This is a genomic window from Seohaeicola nanhaiensis (assembly GCF_042654245.1).
Classification (GTDB): domain Bacteria; phylum Pseudomonadota; class Alphaproteobacteria; order Rhodobacterales; family Rhodobacteraceae; genus Seohaeicola_A; species Seohaeicola_A nanhaiensis.
In genome coordinates, this window is sequence record NZ_JBHSGI010000002.1 from 586,045 (window position 1) to 603,968 (window position 17,924).

The 17,924-nt window shown below is 62.9% G+C and carries 15 protein-coding genes; 9 read left to right on the forward strand and 6 right to left on the reverse strand.

What is annotated here, in order from left to right; genetic code table 11:
* Window positions 1-4 precede the first annotated feature (4 nt).
* The 4 genes from ACFO5X_RS02995 to ACFO5X_RS03010 all read left to right on the forward strand — a co-directional run bounded on the left by ACFO5X_RS02995 (window position 5) and on the right by ACFO5X_RS03010 (window position 4,428).
* Window positions 5-520 (forward strand): TRAP transporter small permease subunit, encoded by a 516-nt coding sequence (locus ACFO5X_RS02995; protein ID WP_380715744.1) that lies wholly within the window; start codon window positions 5-7, stop codon window positions 518-520.
* Complete coding sequence (locus ACFO5X_RS03000) at window positions 517-1,824, forward strand: TRAP transporter large permease (protein WP_380715745.1); 1,308 nt, start codon at window positions 517-519, stop codon at window positions 1,822-1,824. Before ACFO5X_RS02995 ends, ACFO5X_RS03000 begins: the two co-directional genes overlap by 4 nt.
* 166 nt (window positions 1,825-1,990) lie before the next feature.
* Window positions 1,991-2,782, forward strand: a complete 792-nt coding sequence (locus tag ACFO5X_RS03005; RefSeq protein ID WP_380715746.1) for a carbon-nitrogen hydrolase family protein — start codon at window positions 1,991-1,993, stop codon at window positions 2,780-2,782.
* Window positions 2,779-4,428 (forward strand): flavin monoamine oxidase family protein, encoded by a 1,650-nt coding sequence (locus tag ACFO5X_RS03010; RefSeq protein ID WP_380715747.1) that lies wholly within the window; start codon window positions 2,779-2,781, stop codon window positions 4,426-4,428. The genes ACFO5X_RS03005 and ACFO5X_RS03010 overlap by 4 nt, the downstream gene beginning before the upstream one ends.
* Here the strand turns inward: ACFO5X_RS03010 and ACFO5X_RS03015 are convergent.
* The 4 genes from ACFO5X_RS03015 to ACFO5X_RS03030 all read right to left on the reverse strand — a co-directional run bounded on the left by ACFO5X_RS03015 (window position 4,425) and on the right by ACFO5X_RS03030 (window position 9,426).
* On the reverse strand, window positions 4,425-5,396 hold the full coding sequence (locus ACFO5X_RS03015) for a LysR substrate-binding domain-containing protein (protein WP_380715748.1): 972 nt from the start codon (window positions 5,394-5,396) through the stop codon (window positions 4,425-4,427). The two genes, ACFO5X_RS03010 and ACFO5X_RS03015, sit on opposite strands and share 4 nt — an antisense overlap.
* 82 nt (window positions 5,397-5,478) lie before the next feature.
* Window positions 5,479-6,909 (reverse strand): amidase, encoded by a 1,431-nt coding sequence (locus tag ACFO5X_RS03020; RefSeq protein ID WP_380715749.1) that lies wholly within the window; start codon window positions 6,907-6,909, stop codon window positions 5,479-5,481.
* A 57-nt stretch (window positions 6,910-6,966) separates the two neighbouring features.
* A complete protein-coding gene (locus tag ACFO5X_RS03025) occupies window positions 6,967-7,815 on the reverse strand; it encodes an amidohydrolase family protein (RefSeq protein ID WP_380715750.1) in 849 nt (282 codons plus the stop codon).
* 9 nt (window positions 7,816-7,824) lie between these two features.
* The gene (locus ACFO5X_RS03030) at window positions 7,825-9,426 is read right to left on the reverse strand and encodes a class I adenylate-forming enzyme family protein (RefSeq protein WP_380715751.1); all 1,602 of its coding nucleotides are present in this window, start codon (window positions 9,424-9,426) and stop codon (window positions 7,825-7,827) included.
* A 312-nt stretch (window positions 9,427-9,738) separates the two neighbouring features.
* On the opposite strand from ACFO5X_RS03030, the gene ACFO5X_RS03035 reads away from it, so the two are divergent.
* The 5 genes from ACFO5X_RS03035 (at window position 9,739) to ACFO5X_RS03055 (ending at window position 14,922) form a co-directional block, all read left to right on the forward strand.
* Window positions 9,739-10,845: an ABC transporter ATP-binding protein gene (locus ACFO5X_RS03035; RefSeq protein ID WP_380715752.1), complete on the forward strand. Its 1,107-nt coding sequence runs from the start codon at window positions 9,739-9,741 to the stop codon at window positions 10,843-10,845.
* Window positions 10,846-10,866: 21 nt separating this feature from the next.
* A complete protein-coding gene (locus tag ACFO5X_RS03040; RefSeq protein WP_380715753.1) occupies window positions 10,867-11,925 on the forward strand; it encodes an extracellular solute-binding protein in 1,059 nt (352 codons plus the stop codon).
* An 89-nt stretch (window positions 11,926-12,014) separates the two neighbouring features.
* Entirely contained in the window at window positions 12,015-12,854 is an 840-nt protein-coding gene (locus ACFO5X_RS03045) for an ABC transporter permease (protein ID WP_380715754.1), read from the forward strand.
* The gene (locus ACFO5X_RS03050; RefSeq protein WP_380715755.1) at window positions 12,851-13,627 is read left to right on the forward strand and encodes an ABC transporter permease; all 777 of its coding nucleotides are present in this window, start codon (window positions 12,851-12,853) and stop codon (window positions 13,625-13,627) included. Before ACFO5X_RS03045 ends, ACFO5X_RS03050 begins: the two co-directional genes overlap by 4 nt.
* Window positions 13,627-14,922 carry an NAD(P)/FAD-dependent oxidoreductase gene (locus ACFO5X_RS03055; RefSeq protein ID WP_380715756.1) on the forward strand — a complete coding sequence of 432 codons (1,296 nt, stop codon included), beginning with the start codon at window positions 13,627-13,629 and terminating at the stop codon, window positions 14,920-14,922. Before ACFO5X_RS03050 ends, ACFO5X_RS03055 begins: the two co-directional genes overlap by 1 nt.
* Window positions 14,923-14,942: 20 nt before the next feature.
* Here the strand turns inward: ACFO5X_RS03055 and ACFO5X_RS03060 are convergent, their stop codons facing one another.
* Together ACFO5X_RS03060 and ACFO5X_RS03065 are read right to left on the reverse strand one after the other, a co-directional pair.
* Entirely contained in the window at window positions 14,943-16,586 is a 1,644-nt protein-coding gene (locus ACFO5X_RS03060; RefSeq protein WP_380715757.1) for a lysophospholipid acyltransferase family protein, read from the reverse strand.
* Window positions 16,469-17,917 (reverse strand): class I adenylate-forming enzyme family protein, encoded by a 1,449-nt coding sequence (locus ACFO5X_RS03065; protein WP_380715758.1) that lies wholly within the window; start codon window positions 17,915-17,917, stop codon window positions 16,469-16,471. The genes ACFO5X_RS03060 and ACFO5X_RS03065 overlap by 118 nt, the downstream gene beginning before the upstream one ends.
* Between the last annotated feature and the right edge of the window lie 7 nt (window positions 17,918-17,924).

Genomic DNA, 17,924 nt, shown 5'->3' on the forward strand with positions numbered 1-17,924 from the left:
GCGCATGGTGCGGCTGATCACGTATCTAAACAGTCTGCTGGGCAAGGCGATCAGCTTTGCCATACTGATCGGCATGATCATCATCGTGTACGAAGTGATCATGCGCTATGCCTTCAACGCCCCGACTGTCTGGGTGCAGGGCTATACCCAAAGGATTTTCGGGGCATATTTCGTTCTGCTGGGAGCCTATACGCTGATCCACCGGGGCCATGTGCGCGTTGATCTTCTGCTGAACGACCGATACCCGCGCTGGCGCGCCTTTCTCGACGTCGTGAACTATCTCGTGCTCCTACTCTGGACCGGGGCACTGAGTTATCAGGCCTGGTCTTATCTGGAGATGTCCTGGCTGTTCAACGAACGCGACGACAGTGCCCTGGGACATCCGATCTGGCCGGTGAAACTTGCCCTGTTCATCGGCGTGGTGCTGATCGCACTGCAGGGCCTTGCCGAACTGGTGGACGCGATACGCCGCATGGTCCGCCCCACTCCTGATGACTCGAAAGAAGGCAGCCCGGCATGACCCCCGAACTCTTGACCCTTGGCATGTTCGGCAGTCTGGTGCTGCTGATCGTCTTCGGCGTGTCGCTGTCCTTTGCCCTTGGCGGCGTGGCCGTTGCCTTTACCCTGATCCTGAGCGGCTCCAACGGCCTGTTCCCGATGGTGTCGGCGGTGTTCGGGACGATGTGGTCGGTGCTTCTGGCGGCAGTGCCCCTGTTCATCTTCATTGGTGTCACCCTGTCCAAGTCCCGCATTTCGCGCGATCTCTATCAGGCGTTCTATCTCTGGTCCGGTCGCGTGAACGGTGGCCTTCTGCTGGGCACGGCCGGATTTGCCGCAGTGCTCTCGGCGATGACCGGAAGCTGCGCGGCGTCGACGTTGACAACCGGCAAGATCGGAATGCCCGCGATGGAGCGGCTGGGCTATGACCGCGGCTTTGCCCTGGGCACGATCGCGGCGGCCGGCACGCTAGGCATCATAATTCCGCCCTCGATCACCTTGATCGTCATCGGCATGACCACAGGCCTGTCCATAGGCCGGCTGTTCATGGGCGGGCTGATCGCCGGGCTTCTGATGCTGGTGGCCATTCTCGCCTATGTCGTGGTCTACGCCTGGCAGTTTCCCGGTGCCGCGCCCGCCATCGGGCACCGCGTTTCGGTGGCAGAAAAACTGCGCTCGCTGCGTTCGGTGCTCGCCCCGGTCACGATCATTGTAGTGGTCCTGGCCTCGATCTTCATGGGACTGGCCACGCCGACCGAAGCGGCGGCGGTCGGCGCGTTTACAGTGCTGCTGGCTGTGGCCATGCAGGGCGAGGTCACGCTCCGGTTCCTGCGCGAGGTGTGCTTCGAGACGGCGGTGACCACCGGAATGGTGATCTGGATCGTCTTTGGTGCGACCGCCTTTGTCTCTGTCTATTCGGCGGCTGGCGGTATTTCCTTCATGCAGTCGTTTTTGACCGATCTGGAACTGTCTCCCTGGATGCTGGTGATCCTGATGCAGCTGGTGGTTCTGATCCTCGGCATGTTCCTCGATCCGCTGGGCATCATCCTGCTGGTTCTGCCGATGTATTATCCCGTGGTCGTGCAGCTGGGGTTCGACCCTCTTTGGTTCTGCATCATCTTTCAGGTGAACCTCTGTATCGGCTACATCACGCCTCCTTTCGGATATAATATTTTCTACCTGAAAACGATCAGCCCCGAGGCGACGATCCTTCAGCTTTATCGCTCGGTCATGCCCTACGTCGCGCTTTTGCTTCTCTGCGGCGCGATCCTTATGGCCTTTCCGGCGATCCTGGTGGAAGGCACGGCCTGGCTGACCGCCGGCTGAGGAAAGAGTCCCCCAAGCGGCAAACGTATGTCGCTGGCATTTGTGTCGAGCCATTCCACCAGAAGCGGGCGGTCAAACCGCTGGACGCTGACGCAAATCGGCTTCCAGCGGCATCTTGCACCCGGCATGCTGGAAGCGCGAGAATGGGTCAAACCGGAGGCCGCGCATGAAGATTGCCCTATGGCAGACACAGCCCATTCACGACGCCGATCTCGCGCTTGGACACCTGGCGGAAGTCTGCAGCCGCGCCGCTGCCGAGGGGGCGGCGATTGTGGTGACCCCTGAGATGGCCTTGGGGGGCTATAACATCGGGCCAGATGCCATCCGCGGGCTTGCCGGCCGGGCCGACGATCTGACCGATGGCGTCGCCAGGCTGGCACGGCAACATGGCGTAGCCATTGCCGCAGGTATGGCGTTTGCGGGAGCAGACAAACCCCGCAACGGCGTGGTCGTCATGGATCGAAATGGCCGCGAGGTCTCCCGCTATCACAAGACACATCTGTTTGGCTCGGTGGATGCCTGTCAGTTCGCCCCCGGCAAGGCTCTGTCCGTGCCCTTCGAGATGGGCGGCTGGAAGATCGGCCTGGCGATCTGCTATGACATCGAGTTTCCGGAACTCGCCCGGGCGCTCGCGCTGGAGGGCGCGGAGCTGATCCTTGTCCCCACGGCGAACATGATGCCCTTTGATACGGTTGCGACCCGCATGGTGCCCACACGGGCGCAAGAAAACGGCGTTTTCGTGGCCTATGCGAATTACGTCGGCACGGAAGAGCCGTTCACCTATTGCGGGCTGTCCTGTATCTGCGGGCCGGACGGCAACGATCTGGCACGTGCGGACACCGGTAGAGTAGAGCTGATTTTCGCCGAACTGGACCGCGCGGCCCTCCCCCGCCACGGCCACATCGACGACCGCCGATCCGACCTGTATGGCCCCCCAAACAAGAGCTTGCCCAAATGAACGACGTCTCCGTTTTTGGCCCTGACTTCCCGTTTGCCTACGACGACTGGATCACCCATCCCATGGGCCTGGGCTATCTGCCCGCGACGTCGCACGGAGCCAGAGTCGCCATCATCGGGTCGGGCGCGGCCGGGGTCATCGCCGGTTACGAGCTGATGAAACTGGGCGCGTTGCCGATCCTTTTCGAGTCGGGACAATTCGGCGGGCGGCTGCGCTCGCAGCCGTTCGAAGGCGCCGAGGGCGTCATCGCCGAACTGGGCGGGATGCGCTTTCCGGTCTCATCGACCGGATTCTATCACTACATCGACAAGCTGGGCATCGAGAGCGCGCCGTTCCCGAACCCGCTGACGCCCGCTGCCGGATCGACCGTGATCGACCTTCTGGGCCAGACGCATTACGCGGTGACGCTGGACGATCTGCCACCACTGTATCGCGAAGTGGCAGAGGCCTATGACAAGGCGCTCGAGGATGGCGCCAACTTCTCGGCCCTGCAGCGCGCGATCCGGAACCGGGATCGGGCCGGGATCAAGGAAATCTGGGATCCGATCGTGCGGGCCTGGGACGAGCGGACATTCTATGATTTTGTCGCCTCCTCTGACGCCTTTCAGGCGCTGTCGTTCCGGCACCGCGAGGCCTTTGGTCAGGTTGGATTCGGCACCGGAGGATGGGATTCCGATTTCCCGAATTCGATGCTGGAAATCCTGCGGGTGAATGTCACTGAATGCGACAGTCATCAGCGATATATGGTGGGCGGCGTCGCGCAGATGCCGCGGCGACTGTGGCACCACGCGCCCGAACGGCTGGTGCACTGGCCCGCCGGCACGACCCTCTCCAGGCTCAACGAAGGCGGCACGCGAGCCGGAGCCATCCGCATCCGCCGACGGGCGGACGGGGGATTTGACGTGACCGACCAGTGGCGTCGCACCGAACATTTCGACGCGGTGCTGGTCACCTGTCAGAGCCACATGCTCTCCACCGTCATCGACACCGAGGAACGACTGTTTTCCCACGATCTCTGGATGGCGCTGGATCGCACGCGCTATATGCAGTCGGCCAAGACCTTCGTCATGGTCGATCGCGCGTTCTGGAAGGACAAGAACCCCGTGACGGGCCGCGACACCATGTCGATGACCCTGACCGACCGGATGACGCGCGGGACCTATCTGTTCGACAACGGGCCGGACAAACCTTCGGTGATCTGCCTGAGCTATTCCTGGATGACCGACGCGCTCAAGGTGCTGCCGCTATCGGCGGAAAGGCGGGTTGAACTGGCCCTGTCGTCGCTGGCCAATATCTACCCGGACGTCGATATCCGCAGCCACATCCTGGGGGATCCCATCACCGTCAGCTGGGAGATGGACCCGAATTTTCTCGGCGCGTTCAAAGGTGCGCTGCCCGGACACTATCGGTACAACCACCGGATGTTCGGCCACTTCATGCAGGATGACCTGCCGCCGCACGAACGCGGAATCTTCATGGCCGGTGACGGGGTCAGCTGGACGCCCGCCTGGGTCGAGGGAGCGGTGCAGACATCACTCAACGCCGTGGCCGGCATCATCCGGCATCTGGGCGGCGGCTTCTTCCCCGAAAACCCTTCGCCGTCGGACGCATATCCACAGTGGGGGCCGGTCAAGCTGCCCGACTAGGACGTATCGGCAATTGGCGAAGGCGCGCGGGTCTCGCCCGGCAGACGCACCTCCATCCATTCGGGCAGGTGGCTTTCGCCCTCGCGCATCATCCTGATGTGGCGCCGAAGGATTTCCATGTAGCGGTTCGCCAGCGGCGAGGCGATACGGTCGCGCGGCCGGAAGGCCGAGAAGGTGAATTCGATGGGCGGGTCGAAGGGCACGGCCACCACATCGGGCCAGAAGTTCTGACGCACGCCCAGCGGTTCGACGATGGCCACTCCCACACCGCGCGACACCAGCGCATTGGCCTCGGCAGAGGCAAAGACCTCGATCCGCATCTTGCGATTGATCCGGTGCTGTTCGAAGACGCCGTCAGTGATGTGCCGCATCCGCGTGTCGCGCGAGAAAGAGATGAACTCTTCGCCTTGGAGATCCCTGGGGCTCAGCCGCTTGCGACTGGCCAGGGGATGGCTCTTGTGCACGATGCAGACCGAACTGACGTGGAACAGCGGCTCGATCTTCAGGGAGGGATGCTGGAACTGGGTGACGGAAAAGCCGATATCGACATTGGCCGTCAGAACGTCCGGCCCAACATTCGATGACATATCCATGAGGACATCTACTTCGGGGTTGGCCTTGCAGAATTCGGCCAGCGCGTCGGCGACCAGGGTCAGGCCAAGGGTCGAGCCGGTGATGATGCGCAACTCGCCTGTCCGAAAGGTGCGCAGGTCTTCCGCAAAGCGCTCCACATCGGCGAGCGAGGCAAAGAGCCGACGCACTTCGTTATAGAGCAGCCGCGCCTCGTCGGTCGGGATCAGCCGCCGCTTTTCGCGCAGGAACAGGGACAGGTTCAGGTCGATCTCCAGCCCTGCCAGCATCTTGCTCATCGCGGGCTGGGTCACGAGCATCCTGTCGGCAGCGGCGGTGACCGTGCCGGATTCCATGAACTGGATGAAGGCTTCCAGTTGGCGATGAGTGATGCGCATCCGAGCGGACTCCCTGCCCTACCCTACCGGCGATGTCCTGAAAGACAACGGGAGTTCCCGGCAGATGAGCAAGATGCCTGTCTCAGGCGGCGGCCGGAGGCCAGCGATGCGCCCAGGGCATGATCGCCTCGAGCGCCGCCGCCACAGCAAGCAGTCGCGCCTCGCTGTGCCAGGGGCCGACGATCTGCATGCCGATGGGAATGCCTCTGGACGACATGCCGACCGGGATCGACATGGCCGGGTGCCCGCTGGCATTCTGGGGAACAGTATAGGGATACCAGGCCTCACGCAGCATACCGTGATTGACGCCATCGACGATCAGCGGCTCGTCCTGCTTCTGATCGGCGGGCAGCGAGGGTGTTGTGATCGTCGGGGTGATGTAGATATCGGCGCCGTCGAACTGACGTTCGATCTCGTGGAAGATGGCGGTCCGCGCCTTCATCGACCGAGCCAGCGATTCGTAGGTCAGGTGCGGCCCCGAGCTCAACGAAATCCTCGCGGTTCGATCAAGCTTGTCGCCATGCGTTTCCATAAGGTGGCCAAATCGCGCGAATTGATAGCCGCGCATGAAGATCAACGCGTTGTTGATATCGTAAACGGGGTTGTCGATCATGCCGACGTCCCGCGCGCCGGCATCCTTCAACTGGGCCACTGCATTCAGCACCGCGGCTTCGACCTCGGGATCGACCCATTCGTTCACGGTGCGCATCACCACCCGAATGCGCAGGCCATCCAGGGCGGATTTCGGATCCGGCAGGGTAACCGGTGTTTTGCTTCCGCCAAGCGACATGGGATCGCGTCGGTCCGGCCCTTTCATCGCATTGAAACCGAGCACGACATCCGGGACAGTCCGGGCCATGACGCCAATCACGGTGAGCGATCCGAAAACGTCCGGAGTGGTCTCATGCGGAATCGCGCTCCACGTCGGTTTCAGCCCGACAACGCCACAGGCCGAGGCCGGGATCCGCCCCGAGCCAGCGCCATCGGAGGATATGTGGATCGGGCCGAAGCCCATCGCGGTCGCGATGCCGGTCCCACCGGACGAACCGCCGCAGCTGCGGCTCAGGTCCCAGGGGTTGCGGCTGATGCCGTTGATCGGACTGTCGGTCAGAACCTTGTGCCCGAACTCGGGGGTCGCGGATTTGGCGAAGGGGATCGCCCCGGCGCGGCGCAGGCGCGCGATGGCCTCGGCATCCGTGTCGGCGACATCACCCTGAAAGGCATAGGATGCCATCTCGATGGGCAGGCCTTTCACCTTGAGCAGGTCTTTCGCCGTGACCGGGATGCCGTGCAGTTCGCCCGGCGCCTGGCCCTCGGCAAGCGCCTTGTCCAGCGCCTCGGCCTGCGCCATGGCCGCGTCCGGATCGACGTGGACAATGCCATTCGTCTGGCTGTCCAGCCGCTCGATCCTGTCGAGCACAGCGCGCATGAGCGTGGCGGACTTGACCTCGCCGCTTTTCAGACGAGGCAGAAGATCGGTCGCGGACATGCGGCACAGGTCGTCGTCGGTCATGCTCTGGTTTCCTTTCCGGTGGCCATGGTGGCGCGCGTCTGCGCGAATGTCTGCCCTTCACAGGCGCAGGAACGATCTGGCGTTGCCACCAAGCCAGCGGTCGGCGACATCCTCTTCGATCGGCAGGGCGCGGATTTCCTCGATGGTGCGCCTCATCGGCAGCATTGGCCAGGCGGTGCCGGCGATCATGCGATCCTTCAGGATCGTGCGGCCGTATTGCAGCAGCGGCCCATATCCCGAATTCTCGACGCCAAGCAGCTTGGGACGCATCGCGACAAGCCCGATGGACAGGTTGGGATGACGCCAGGCCACGGCGAGAAGTTCCTCGACCCAAGGCCATCCGGGCGGCGAGGCGCAGATGCGCAGTTCGGGGAAATCGCAGAGCACCTTGTCCAGCAACATCGGCCGCCCGAATTCGGGATTTGACCGGAGCGAGAAATTCACCCCGACATGGAGGTTGACCGGAATATCGAGCTCGATGCATTTGGCATAGACCGGATACATGCGGCGGTCGTCGATCGCGAGACGGTTCTCGAAGCACTGCAGGTTCAGGCCCTTCAGGCCCAGCTCGGTGACAGCGTGTTCCAATTCACGCAGGGCGGTCATGCCCTTGTTCGGATCGACGCCTGCAAACCCGATGAAGCGGCCCGGATAGGCCCGCACAACATCGGCGACAGCTTCGTTTGTCACCCGTCCGCCGAACGTCGTCTCGACATCGCGGGCCTTGATCACGGTCAGTCCGATTCCGGCCTCGTCCACGACGGCGAACCACTGGTCGAGGGTCAGTTCTCCCCGCTCGGCTGCCTTCTCTGCCGTCGCATAGACGCGGCGATAGTTGGCCAGGTGACTGCCATCCGGCAGCGAGAGTTCGGGAATCGGCGGCGTGGCGCCATAGTCGATGATCATGTGAAATTCCTACCGCCAGACCCGATCGACCCGGTCGAACGCGCCCTGGCGCTGATCGACGCGGTTTCTGGTCAACTCTGTTTTCGCCACCTTGAAGGATGGCGTTCTGGGCATATCGTCGATGAATTCGAAATATCGGGGCACCTTGAACGCGGCGAGACGCTTCTCGGCGTAGGCAACGATCTGCCCGACAAGGGCCTCGTCGCCGCGATGGCCGGCTTGAAGCTTGACGAAGGCCTTGACCTCCTCGCCGCGCAAGTCGTCGGGAACCGGGACCAGCGCAACTTCTTCGATCTGATCCATGTCCCGAAGCACCCCTTCGACCTCGCGGCAGGCGATGTTTTCGCCCGAGCGCCGGATCATGTCCTTCTTGCGCCCGACGATATAGTGAAAGCCACGCTCGTCCTTGCGGAACAGGTCGCCGGTGTGAAACCAACCGTCGATCAGGGCCTTGGCGGTCGCTTCGGGTTTTCCGAAGTAGCCCTCAAAGATTCCTGCTCCGCGCACCAGCAGCTCGCCGGTCTCGCCCGGCGCCAACTCCTTTCCCGCGTCGTCCACCACCTTGGTCTCGCGGAACGGTGCCGCAATTCCGCAACTGCCCGAGCCGTTCATGTCTTCGGCTTCCAGGGGCATGTACATGCCCGAACCAATCTCGGTCATGCCAAAAGCCTCTCGGGCGCGGAACCCGTATCTCGCTTCGATCTCGCGGTGCGCCGAGGCGCGAATGCCGTAGATATTGGCCCGCCTGACCACGTTGCTTGCATCATGAGGCGCCGATGGCTGTTTGCTGGCCGCCTCGGGAAAGAGGCAGAATTCGATCCTGTGGTCGGCAAGCCATTTCGAGAAGCGGGTCGCGCTCTGCTTGCGTCCGACGACAAGTGTTCCCCGCTGATAGAGCGTCATCATCAGCAGCCACTGGGGGTCCATGTAGCTGAAGGGTGTGGTGGCCAGGATCCGCCGGAACCGCAGGCCATCGCGCCAGGCATTCACCAAACCGGCAGTCAGCCAATAGCGATGGGTGAGCAGACATCCCTTTGGCAGTCCCGTGGTACCGGACGTGTATTGCACGTTGACTAGCGTGTCGTGATCAAGCACGGGGTCCGGGCAGTCCCCGGGGCGGGCACGTTCCAGCCGTCTGTCCCACTCGGGTGTGCCGACGATGATCACTTTGACGTCGAGGTCTCCGGCTTCGAGAATAGCCGCCAGTTCTTCATGGATCAGGAGAAGGCGCGCGCCCGAATCCTGGATGGCATAGGCGAGCTCTCGGGCCGAAGACCGTGTGTTGACGGGCACCATGACCGCCCCGATCCGCGCCAGACCCAGCCAGGCCAGCGGCATTGCAGGCACGTTCGGCAGCATCACCGCCACACGATCACCACGCCAGATACCCTCGCCGGCCAGCAGTGCGCCCATACGCCGGCTGTCCCGGTTCACCTCGGCATAGGTCGCCGACATGCCCTCGTCGAAAAACTCCCAGAGCGTTTGGTCCGGACAATCCTGTGCGGCGGCCTCAAGCAAGCCGGGAATGCTGGCGGGCAGAGGGGCGGCTTCGATAGTGGCGCGTCGTTCATCAGGGGTTTGATCCGGGGTGGTCAGAGGGACGGGCGTCATAAAGAATTCGGTCCTGCAGTTTGTTTTTTGGGCGTGGTTCGCACCCTGTCCAGGCTACCTAGACAGCCCTGCATCCCCGCCGCAAATCGCGAATGAACTGTAAATTATTACAAAAAGTTATGTTTCTGTCGGCGGGAAAAATCTCTTAGTTTCATGCAATTGCACGAAACCGTTTCCGAGCGGAAGTTCATGAGATTTCGGCATGATATTCGCGGTACTTGATATTTGACTCGGCCCCCCGGTCTGGCCGCATGCTGGCTTATGTCCCAGGACCATACAGCCCATGTCGCCCAAGAGGACCGGAGCCACCGTTTGCCCAAGTCAGAGCCATCCGCCCAGCCGATCCTGCAGATCGAGAAGGTCACCAAAGAGTTTGGTGGCGCAAAGGCCGTGGAAGACGTGAGCCTGGAGGTCGCCGAAGGGGAGTTCGTCACGCTTCTCGGGCCATCGGGATGCGGGAAGTCGACCCTGTTGCGGATGATGGCCGGTTTCGAGACCCCGACATCGGGGCGGATCCTGATGCGCGGCAAGGACATGTCACGACAGCCCGCATACGACCGCGAGATCGGGCTGGTGTTCCAGAACCTGGCGCTGTTTCCGCACATGAACGTCTACGACAACGTCGCCTTCGGATTGCGCGCGCGCCGCCGGACCGACGGGCTCGACAGGAAGGTCCGCGACATGCTGGCGCTCGTCGGGCTTGAGGGGTTCGAAAAGCGCAGGACCGGAGAGATTTCCGGCGGCCAGCGGCAGCGCGTGGCTCTGGCGCGTTCGCTGGTGACATCGCCGGATGTGCTGTTGCTGGATGAGCCGCTTTCGGCCCTGGACCTGAAACTGCGTCGCCAGCTCCAGGTTGAACTGAAACGCATCCAGAAGGAAACCGGCATCACCTTCATTTTCGTCACGCACGATCAGGAAGAGGCCCTGTCGATGTCGGACCGGATCGCCGTCATGTGTGCAGGCCAGGTCGAACAGTTCGGTTCCGCGGTCGAGACGTATCATCATCCCCGGACCCGCTTCGTCGCGCAGTTCGTCGGCGAGACGAACCTCCTTGTGGCAAGCGTGACGGGTCGCCGTGCGGACGGGGCGGATCTGCGGCTGGAGGGGGTCGAGCGCACGATCCCGGTTCACTTCGCGCCGGACATGGCTGTCGCACCCGGAGATCGCGTGGCGATCTCCATACGGCCGGAATATCTGACCATCGGCGAACCCCAGGAGCAACCCGTGCAGGCCACAGTGCGCTCTCACAGTTTTTCGGGCGCGACCGTGACCTATGCGCTGGACAGCGCGATCGGCCGGCTTCTCGCTCAGGTGCCGTTCCAGCCCGGGCAGGGCCATCCCCGCCCATCGGGCGCCCATGTGTCAGTGGGATGGGCCAGTTCAGACGTAACCGTGATCCCGGAGCAACCGGGTCAGTAAATCCGACATGGAGGACTACTCATGACACTTTCCAGACGTCAGACCCTTGCCGGCGTTCTTGGCTCGGCCGCCACGCTTGCCCTGCCCTCGCGCCTTATGGCCGGCACCGGCCCAATTCTGCACGCATCCTGGGGCGGCGGCGTCGGCGACACCTGGACCAAGGCATTTGCCGATCCCTATAGCGCCGAGACGGGCACCGACGTGCGGATTGTCGAACTGCCCAACCCCGAAGCGCAGTTTCGCGCGCAGGCAGGCAACCCGCAGTATCACACGGGCATCGGGACCTTCGTGCAGGGCGTGAACCTGATGCGGGATAACATGCTGGAGACCTTCGACATCGAGGAACTTCCGGCGATGAAGAACATCGACGAGAAGTTCTGGCTGAAAACGGAGGACGGTCGATTGGCCGGCGTCACCCCTTATTTCGCCTATTACGGGATCGCTGTGAACACCAACGAGGCCTCGGTCGACGATTTCAAGAGCTGGAAATCCTTGGCCGATCCGAAGTGGAACGGCCGCCTGGGCATGACCCGGCCGATCTATCTGTCGACCTATGACCTGACGATCCTGGCCAAAGCCGCTGGCGGCGACGAATACAATACGGCCGGCGGCATGGACCTGCTGAAGGGGATGGCGAAGAACGTGTTGAACGTATCCAATTCGCTCGCCCAGCAAAACACCATGCTGGAGCGCGGCGAAGTTGCCGCGATGCCGTTCTATTCGGTCCGTGTCTGGTCGCTGAACGAAGCAGGCGTCGATTACGTCAAGATCGTGATTCCGGAAGAGGGAGCCCTTCTCCTTCCCTATGCGATCTTCGCCCCAAAAGGCGTGAACGACCGGGAGATGGTGGCGAAGTGGCTGAACTACATCGCCTCTGCCACGCCGCAAGAGCGGGGAATGGCGATATCGGGCTATATTCCGGCCAACGATCAGGCCGAGGCGACCGACGACATCCGATCCAAGCTTGGCATGGGATATCGCGAACTGCGCGCGAAGCTCTATCAGCCTGACTGGGGATATATCGCCGAGCACCAGAAGGACACGGTGGCCGCGATCGACCAGATGCTCGCCGCACTCTGACACTCCCCCGCGGCCCGCACTCCCGGGTCGCCAACTCCCGCCGGTGTCAGACGAGACCGGCGGGGCCTTCTACGCATCGGAGCTGCCCTGTGCCACGATCTCTTCGTATCGCCTTGCTGCTGTTGCCCTCGGCACTTCTTATGGGTGTCTTTCTGGTCGGGCTCTTCAGGCTGATCGGGTCATCGCTCACCATCGACGGACACTTCGATCTTTCGATCTACGAGGCAATCTTCAGCCGGGCCGACTATGTCGCCATGCTGGGTCGAACGGTGCGCATCGCCGTGATGACCACGCTGTTCTGCCTGCTGCTCGGGTTTCCCACCGCCTGTTTCGTGGCCCGCTATCAGGGCAACCGGAACGTCCTGCTGTTGTTGGTCATCTTCCCCTGGCTCGTTTCCATCGTGGTGCGCAGTTACGGATGGGTCGTGATCCTGGGGCCGCGCGGGCTTATCAACGGGCTGCTTTCCTGGGGCGGGATGACCGGCCGTCCGCTCAAGCTGATGTATAACGATTTCGGCGTCATCCTGGGACTGGTGCACGTCCTCCTGCCCTTCATGATCATCGCGATCCTCTCTGTTCTGATGCAGATTCCGCGCAACCTTGAGGAGGCCTCGGCGAGTCTGGGCGGACGGCCCGCCTTCAGTTTCCGCACCGTGCTTTTGCCCCTTTCCCTGCCCGGCGTGCTGACCGGAGTAACCCTCGTCTATCTGATGTCCACCGGGGCCATTGTCACGCCGCTCCTGCTTGGCGGGCTGGGCGACACGATGCTGGGCACGGAGATCTTTCAAGAAGTGATGCATTTCTTCGACTACCCCAAGGCCGCCGCGCTGGCGACGGTTCTGCTGGTGACGGCCTTGGCGGTCGTGCTGCCGATCCAGATGATCGAGCGCTGGCTCTCCCGGCGCCTGTCTGGCGGGAGCGCCCCATGATCACCCGAATTATCGCCATCGCCGTTCTGCTGTTCCTGCCGCTGCCGATCGTCATTGTGGTGCTGTCATCCTTCACGTCAGCGGGGTATCTTTCATTCCCGATCAAGGGCCTTTCTCTGCGCTGGTATGCCGAGTTCCTCGGCTCGGCCGACTGGCTCAAGGTGCTGGGCACCTCGGCGCTTCTTGCCCTTATCGGCGCCACGGTCAGCACGGCCGCGTCCTTCGCCGCCGCCTGGGCCGTGGTGCGACACAGGATGCGGTTTGGTACGACCTACGAAACCATCCTCCTGACCCCGCTGATCTTTCCGCATGCCGCCATCGGGGTGATCATGATCATGACTCTCTCGGGCCTGGGGTGGCTGGGCACGTTTTCAGGGCTCGTGCTGGTGCATTGCATTCTCACGATTCCCTACGCCTATCGCCCGGTCGTCGCCGCGCTGCGCAAGGCGGACCCGGCGCTCGAGGAAGCGGCGGCAAGCCTCGGGGCGCGGCCATGGCGGACCTTCTGGCAAGTGTCGCTGCCAGCGGTTCGGCCAGGGCTCGTGACCGCGTTGCTGTTCAGTTTCATCATCTCCTTCGATGAGGTGACGGTGACGCTGTTCCTGGTCGGCCCCTTCGTCATGACCCTGCCCGTACAGGTGTTTTCGGAAGTGCTGGAAAGCGCCAGCCCGATCATCGCCGCGGTATCGGCGGCGCTCGTTCTCTTTACCTCACTGATGGTCTTCGTCCTGGACAGGGTCATCGGGATACAGTTCTTTGTGGACCGAGACTGATGGACCTGACCCTGGCACCCTATTGGTGGGATGAAGCGCCACCGCGCAAACTGGGCCACCGACCGCCGGCCAAGGCCGACGTGGTCATTGTGGGCGGTGGCTATACCGGGCTGAATGCCGCTGTCGCCTTGCGCAGAGCCGGAGCCGAAGCGGTCGTGCTGGAGGCCGGAGATTTCGGCCAGGGCGCCAGCAGCCGCAATGCGGGCCACGTCTCAAGCGGGGTCAATCTCGGCAAATCGGCATCGGCCTCCAACGTCCGGTCGCCGCTGGAACAGAGCCTGCCTGCGGGAATCTTCCAGCTACTGAAGGACGAGGCAGCGGCCTCGTTCGATTTCGTGGAGGCCCGCGCGGCGGAGCTTGCTCGGGACGTTCACTATCGGCGGTCCGGGCGAGTGGTCTGCGCCGCCCTGCCGCTCCATTACGAGGCGATCAAGGGCAAAGCAGCAAAGATGGAGCGTGACGGCGTCGCACTCTACGACCGAGATCAGCAGAGGCAGGTCATCGGTTCGGATCACTACCATGGGGCCATGACCATCGACCGCGCCGGACAGCTGCACCCCGGACTCTACCTTCAGGGACTCGTCGATCTGGCCGAGGCATCAGGCGCCATCCTTTGCGACAATAAGCCGGTCACGGAACTGCGTCGCGCGGGGTCCGGGTGGATGGTGACGGCCGGCGATTCCGAGGTGCGCTGCGACAAGGTGCTGCTCGCCACGAACGGATATTCTGACCGACTTGTTCCCTGGGTACGGCGGCGGGTGATCCCCGCTGCAAGCTATATCGTGGTGACCGGCCAGCTGCCTGACGGGCTGATCGACAGGCTGCTGCCGAAGGGGCGAACCGCCGTCGACAGCAGACGGCTGCTGAGCTATTTCCGCCCCACTCCTGATCGCAAGCGTATCCTTTTTGGCGGTCGGGCCAGCCTTCGGATCCGGGATCCGGCGCTGCTGGTGCCAGATCTGGCCCGGCGCCTGCACCAGGTCTTTCCGGAAACGGAGGGCGTCCCGATCCGTTACGCATGGTCGGGCCAGATCGCCTTTACCTTCGACCTGCTACCCCATCTGGGCGAACACAATGGCCTGGTCTACGCTTTGGGCTGCAACGGCTCGGGCGTCGCGATGCAAAGCTATCTTGGCCACATGGCCGGGCAGGCAATGGCCGGGGGCGCGCGATCCGCCTTCTGGAACCTGAGCTTTCCGACCATGCCGTTCTATCGCGAAAAGGCATGGTTCCTGCCGGCGATGACCGGCTGGTACAAGTTCCGGGACCAGTTGGAGCGCCTTACCGGACGCTAGGATTTAGCGGCCCTGCCCGGTCAGAAGACCTTTTCGATGATCGCGTTCATGTGGATGTTGCGGATGTCCCGTTCCCATGCGGCGCGCAGGCGGGCAAGGACGTCACGACACCAAAGATCCTGGAGCTTTGCCGGATCTTCAACACCCGGCGGTGGCGGCATGGGCGAGAGGGAAGTGGACAAGCGACCCTCCGTCCAGGACGTTTCCATCCAGAAGAGTTCTGCGTCATAGCGCCGGGCGATGGGCCAGAGAGCCCCGGGCAGGCGGGCCTGAACACCGAGGTCGGGATAAAGGTGTGACGTCGCGCCGACCTGCCCGTCTGCGGCGATAAAGACGCAGCCACCCGCGCGCAGGTTCTCGATAACCCGGCGGGACATCCGTTTGGGCTCGTGCCTGTCGAGATCGGTATAGTGCATCGCATCGTATTCCGGCACATTGGCGAAAGACCGGCGAGAGGCGATGATGCGCACGTCAATTCCGCTGCGCCGGAACTCCAGCGGCATCGCAAAGGCCATGCTTGCGTGACTCGCGGTAAGGATGACCGCGCGACCTTCGTCCAGCACCCGACGTACCGCGCTCCAGTCCACGGGTGGCAGTGTGCATGCAAGCCGATCACGGGTTTCGGCCTGCCCAAGCAGATCCACGGTGAACTCGAGATTGAGGCGTTGCGCGGCGGCAAGTCGGCTCCGCCAGGCGGGGCGTTCCGCTGGCAAGATGCCGAGCCAATCGGCGACACGCTCGAATTCGGGGGCGGCGGGCGCGTCGGCGATGGAAGCTGAAGGGCGGGAAGCGGTAGCGGACCGACTGACTGTCAGCCGGGACCAGATCAAATCCAGAAGCGCCTGCGGCACCGGCAGTCGACGGTCGATTCCGGCCTTTACGGCCCACAGATCCTCCAGATCGGGCGCGAGGTCGAGGACAGGTTCCAGAAGGGCCAAGTCGGCTGTGGTGTCCGGCTCAGAACGCGCCAGAAGAGCATCCGCCGCCTCGTGCAGCGCCTCGCCCAAAAGCCGCAAATTCGGGCGGTCGCACAAGGTCAGGCGACTCTGCACGGCCTGGACATCTCCCAGAAGCATCAGGGCGGCAAGGTCCGAAACGAAGGGTAATGGAACGGGGGTAGCGTCAATTGCCATACGGGCGCGCAGACCCCAGTCCGCTGCGGACTGCCACCTGCCCTGGGCGAAGGCCGCGCGGGACAAGCGCACTGCAATGTTGCGCTTGCGCTCGGCAGGCAGATCCTGCGCGTCGGCAAGCGCGCCGGCTTCTTCAAGGCGATCCAGCGCGAGGTAGCAGGAAAACCGCAAGCGCCAGTGCCCAGGCTTGTCCCGGCCTGCATCGAGCGCCTCCAGAAGGGTCAATGCATCACCCGGACGGCCCAGCGCGATCAGCGCATTGGCCCGGTGGAAGCCAACCATCCCTTTGGGCAGTTCGTCCCCCTGTGCGTCGAGCAGACGCAGAATGTCCGAAAAAGCGCCCGCTTCGGCCAGTTCAGCCAGTTTCTGGCGCAGGTCTTTCGGATCGACAGAATTCGGCGTGCCGGCTTGCGTCAAATCAGCTTCCGTAATTCCGTCTTTGCGATCTTCCCCGTCGTCGTTTCCGGGAATTTCTGGAGGAACCGGACACTTCGCGGGCATTTGCCCGATGCGAGATGTGCCTTGCTCCACCGTATGATCTCTGCCGCGCTCGGCGACTGGCCAGGTTCGGGCACAACAAAGGCGACGACGATTTCGCCAAAGGTGCGGTGCGGCTTTCCCACCACCGCGACACCGGCAATGTCCGGGTGGCGGGAAAGCACCGTTTCCACCTCAGGGGGATAGACCGAAAGGCCCCCGCTTTTGATGACCTCTTTCGAACGGCCGATGATGTGGTAATGCCCCAATGCATCGCGATACCCGAGATCGCCTGTGGCAAAGCGGTCGCCGAAATCCATCGAGGTGCCGCCCTCGCCTGTCCAATAGCCCAGCGCCACCTGTGGTCCGGATACCACCAGTTCGCCCGGCTCGCCGTCCGGCACAGGATTGCCGTCCGGGTCGATGATCAGGATATCGACGCCCGGCGCGGCCGGACCGACCGCACCATCCGGAACATCGCGACGATTGACCAGATAGGTGGTGGGCGCGCATTCCGTGGTGGCATAGATCACGTCGACACGCGCACCGAAGGCTGCGATCAGCCTCTCGGACAGCTCGGCCGAGACGTGGTTGCCGCCGATGACCACAGTTCGCAGATCGGGCAGCGGATCCGGCGTGTTTTGGGTCAGCCTGAGGAGCAAGTCGGCTACGGTCGTCACGGTCATCATCATGGTCACGCGCGCACGCTGCAGCACGCCAAGCAGCGCATCGGGGCGGGGAGCGGCGGCAATCGCGAGCGTCGCCCCCACGTGACGCGCCGCCACCAGCAATGTCACCGAGATGATGCTGGACAACTCCATCGGCAAAAGCATCACGTCATCCGGTCCAACCGCAAACAGCGCCTCGCCGAAGAGCCGGCCATTGCCATTCAGACGTCCTCTATGGAACTTTACACCCTTGGGACGACCCGTCGAACCTGAAGTGAAGAGGATCAGGATCGGTTCATCCTCCGCCGTCTCGACCGGCGCCGCCGGAGGCGGGTCCGTCGCCAGAAGGTCGCTCAGGCGCAACACCTCTGGCGGCGCGTGCAGATCCTTCATCTGCGGCAGGCTGTCCTGATCGGTGATCAACGCCACAGGCTGGGCGTCTGCAAGTATGTGCAGCTTCTCGGGATCGGGAATGGTCGTGTTGATCGGAACCAGAATGAGGCCGGTTTCGATCAGCCCCAGAAAGGCAGCGACCCCATCGGCGGAATTGGCCGTCGAAAGAGCGATCCTCGCGCCCCTGGGATAGCCTTTCGCGATGATGGCATTGCGAATGAGGGTGGCGCGGCGGCTCATCTCTGCCGCATCGACCGTCTTTGACCCATCGGTGACAGAGGGGCAAACGACACTTTGGACTATTGGTGTCACGTCATTTGCCATGGAATCA

Bases quoted from the DNA above. Each gene is read 5' to 3' on its own strand.
- ACFO5X_RS03030 (WP_380715751.1), bottom strand. From the start codon at position 9,426: ATGACGCCCGTCCCTCTGACCACCCCGGATCAAACCCCTGATGAACGA.
- ACFO5X_RS03000 (WP_380715745.1), top strand. From the start codon at position 517: ATGACCCCCGAACTCTTGACCCTTGGCATGTTCGGCAGTCTGGTGCTG.
- ACFO5X_RS03020 (WP_380715749.1), bottom strand. From the start codon at position 6,909: ATGACCGACGACGACCTGTGCCGCATGTCCGCGACCGATCTTCTGCCT.
- ACFO5X_RS03050 (WP_380715755.1), top strand. From the start codon at position 12,851: ATGATCACCCGAATTATCGCCATCGCCGTTCTGCTGTTCCTGCCGCTG.
- ACFO5X_RS03015 (WP_380715748.1), bottom strand. From the start codon at position 5,396: ATGCGCATCACTCATCGCCAACTGGAAGCCTTCATCCAGTTCATGGAA.
- ACFO5X_RS03040 (WP_380715753.1), top strand. From the start codon at position 10,867: ATGACACTTTCCAGACGTCAGACCCTTGCCGGCGTTCTTGGCTCGGCC.
- ACFO5X_RS03005 (WP_380715746.1), top strand. From the start codon at position 1,991: ATGAAGATTGCCCTATGGCAGACACAGCCCATTCACGACGCCGATCTC.
- ACFO5X_RS03025 (WP_380715750.1), bottom strand. From the start codon at position 7,815: ATGATCATCGACTATGGCGCCACGCCGCCGATTCCCGAACTCTCGCTG.
- ACFO5X_RS03065 (WP_380715758.1), bottom strand. From the start codon at position 17,917: ATGGCAAATGACGTGACACCAATAGTCCAAAGTGTCGTTTGCCCCTCT.
- ACFO5X_RS02995 (WP_380715744.1), top strand. From the start codon at position 5: ATGGTGCGGCTGATCACGTATCTAAACAGTCTGCTGGGCAAGGCGATC.
- ACFO5X_RS03055 (WP_380715756.1), top strand. From the start codon at position 13,627: ATGGACCTGACCCTGGCACCCTATTGGTGGGATGAAGCGCCACCGCGC.
- ACFO5X_RS03010 (WP_380715747.1), top strand. From the start codon at position 2,779: ATGAACGACGTCTCCGTTTTTGGCCCTGACTTCCCGTTTGCCTACGAC.